The following is a 2,925-nucleotide window of genomic DNA, read 5'->3' on the forward strand; positions in this document are numbered from 1 at the left end:
GGGTGTCGGTGCCGGGATCTGTGATGGCGCCGACGGTGAGGGTGTAGACGCTGCCTTCGTCCACCGTGGCCGGGCCGCTGACGCTGGCGGCGGGAGCGACGTTGGCCACGTTGAGTTGCAGGCCGGTGCTGTCGCTGTCGGCACCGCCGGTGTCGCTGACGGTGATCGTCGCCGTGAGGGTGGCGGCGCCATCGGCAGCCGTACGGTTCAGGTCGAAGTGCTGGACGGTGGTGGTGCCGCTTTGCACCACGCCGTCGTTCCACTGGACGTTGTAGCTCCAGCCGTCGCCGTTGCTGTCTTCGCCGTCGGAGAAGGCGATGCTGCGGGTGAAGGCGCTGCCTTCGTTCACCGTGCCGGCGGCCTGGACGGCGAGGCTGAGGGTGGGCGTTGGCAGGCCGACCGTGAGGCCGAGGCTGGCGACGTTGGCGTAGCTGCCGTCTTCGTCGGCGAGGCTGACGGTAAGGGTGGGCGTGCTGGCGGCCAGGTAGGTGTGGGTGAGATCGCCGAGGCTGCTGGCGGTGCTTTGGGTGCCGTCGCCCCAGTCCACCACGATGCCGTTGGGCAGCAGGGTGTCCTGGCCCGGATCGAGGTAGTTGGCGAGGCTGAGGGTGTAGGCGACGCCGACCGTGGCGCTGGCGGCGCCGCTGGCGTCCACCGTCGGGGCGACGTTGAGGACGTCCACCGCGTGGGTGCCGAGGGCGAAGAGGCCGTCGTCGTTCTGGGCGAAGACCTGCACGCTGTAGCTGGCGGCGCCGTCGGCGTAGGTGTGGGTGACGACCCCGCCGGCAAGCGCGAGCTGGGCGGCGCTGACGCTCTGGTAGCTGCCCGGCGTGGTTTCGTCGCCCCAGACGATGCGGTATTCGCTGACGCTGTCGGCGCCCGGGTCAAGGATGGCGCCGATGCCGAGGGCGTAGACGCTGCCTTCGTTCACCGCGCCGGCGCCGCTGAGGCTGGCGCTCGGGGCGACATCGTTCACCGTGACGGCCTGGGTGCCGAGCACCGTGGTGCCGTCTTCGTCGGTGGTGCTGACGGTGATGGTCGGGGTGCTGGCGCCGTCGGCGTAGGTGTGGGTGAAGCTGCCCGCCGCGGCGGCCCACTGGGCCGGGGTGAAGCTGTCGGTGCTGCCGTCGCCCCAGGCGATGGTGTAGCCGCTGCGGGTGTCGGTGCCGGGATCTGTGATGGCGCCGACGGTGAGGGTGTAGACGCTGCCCTCGTCCACCGCGCTGGCGCCGCTGATGCTGGCCGTGGGGGCGACGTTGGCCACGTTGAGTTGCAGGCTTTCGGTGTCGCTGTCGGCTCCGCCGGTGTCGCTGACGGTGATCGTCGCCGTGAGGGTGGCGTTGCCGTCGGCAGCCGTACGGCTGAGGTCGAAGTGCTGGACGGTGGTGGTGCCGCTTTGCACCACGCCGTCGTTCCACTGGACGTTGTAGCTCCAGCCGTCGCCGTTGCTGTCTTCGCCGTCGGAGAAGGCGATGCTGCGGGTGAAGGCGCTGCCTTCGTTCACCGTGCCGGCGGCCTGGACGGCGAGGCTGAGGGTGGGCGTTGGCAGGCCGACCGTGAGGCCGAGGCTGGCGACGTTGGCGTAGCTGCCGTCTTCGTCGGCGAGGCTGACCAGGATGGTCGGCGTGCCGGCTGCGCTGTAGGTGTGGGTGATGTCGCCCACCGCGCTGGCCGTGCTGGTGCTGCCGTCGCCCCAGTTGATGAGGATGCCGTCCGGCAGCAGGGTGTCCTGGCCGGGGTCGAGGTAGTTGGCGAGGCTGAGGGTGTAGGCCAGGCCTGTGGTGGTGCTGGCGGCGCCAGTGGCCTCGATGGTCGGGGCGACGTTGTTTACCGTGACGGTCTTGCTGACCTCGGTGCTGCCGCCGTCGCCGTCGGTGACGGTTACGGTGACCTGGCGGGCGGTGGCGTTTGCCGGGCCGTCTTCGTCGTCGGTAAAGACATGGCTGACGATGCCGCTGGCCGGCAGGTCGGCGGCGAGGACGGTCTGGGTGCTGCCGTCGCCCCAGGCGATGCTGTAGGCGAGCGGGTCGGCGCTGCCGGCCACGTCGCTGCCGGTGAGGGTCAGTTGATAGGTGGCGCCTTCGAGGGTGCTGGCGGCGCCGTCGAGCACGAGGCTCGGGGCGACGTTGGCCACCGCGACGGCTTGGGTGCCGAGCACGGTGCTGCCGTCTTCGTCGGTGGTGCTGACGGTGATGGTCGGGGTGCTGGCGCCGTCGGCGTAGGTGTGGGTGAAGCTGCCCGCCGCGGCGGCCCACTGGGCCGGGGTGAAGCTGTCGGTGCTGCCGTCGCCCCAGGCGATGCTGTAGCCGCTGCGGGTGTCGGTGCCGGGGTCAAGAATGGCGCCGACGGTGAGGGTGTAGACGCTGCCTTCGTCCACCGTGGTCGGGCCGCTGAGGCTGGCGCTGGGGGCGACGTTATTCACCGTGACGGTCTTGCTGACCTCGGTGCTGCCGCCGTCGCCGTCGGTGACGGTTACGGTGACCTGGCGGGCGGTGGCGTTTGCCGGGCCGTCTTCGTCGTCGGTAAAGACATGGCTGACGATGCCGCTGGCCGGCAGGTCGGCGGCGAGGACGGTCTGGGTGCTGCCGTCGCCCCAGGCGATGCTGTAGGCGAGCGGGTCGGCGCTGCCGGCCACGTCGCTGCCGGTGAGGGTCAGTTGATAGGTGGCGCCTTCGAGGGTGCTGGCGGCGCCGTCGAGCACGAGGCTCGGGGCGACGTTGGCCACCGCGACGGCCTGAGTGCCGAGCACCGTGGTGCCGTCTTCGTCGGTGGTGCTGACGGTGATGGTCGGGGTTGCCGCGCCGTCGGCGTAGGTGTGGGTGAAGCTGCCCGACGCCGCGGCCCACTGGGCCGGGGTGAAGGTGTCGGTACTGCCGTCGCCCCAGGCGATGCTGTAGCCGCTGCGGGTGTCGGTGCCGGGATCTG

Annotated in this window: 1 protein-coding gene; it reads right to left on the minus strand. The window is 70.9% G+C overall.

Features of this window, described 5'->3' with window-relative positions; all coding sequences use genetic code 11:
- The coding region (locus Q1W26_RS13555) for a hypothetical protein (protein ID WP_300441076.1) at positions 1–2,925 on the minus strand (2,925 nt) is incomplete at both ends.

The organism is Zoogloea sp. (genome assembly GCF_030157465.1).
Lineage (GTDB): Bacteria > Pseudomonadota > Gammaproteobacteria > Burkholderiales > Rhodocyclaceae > Zoogloea.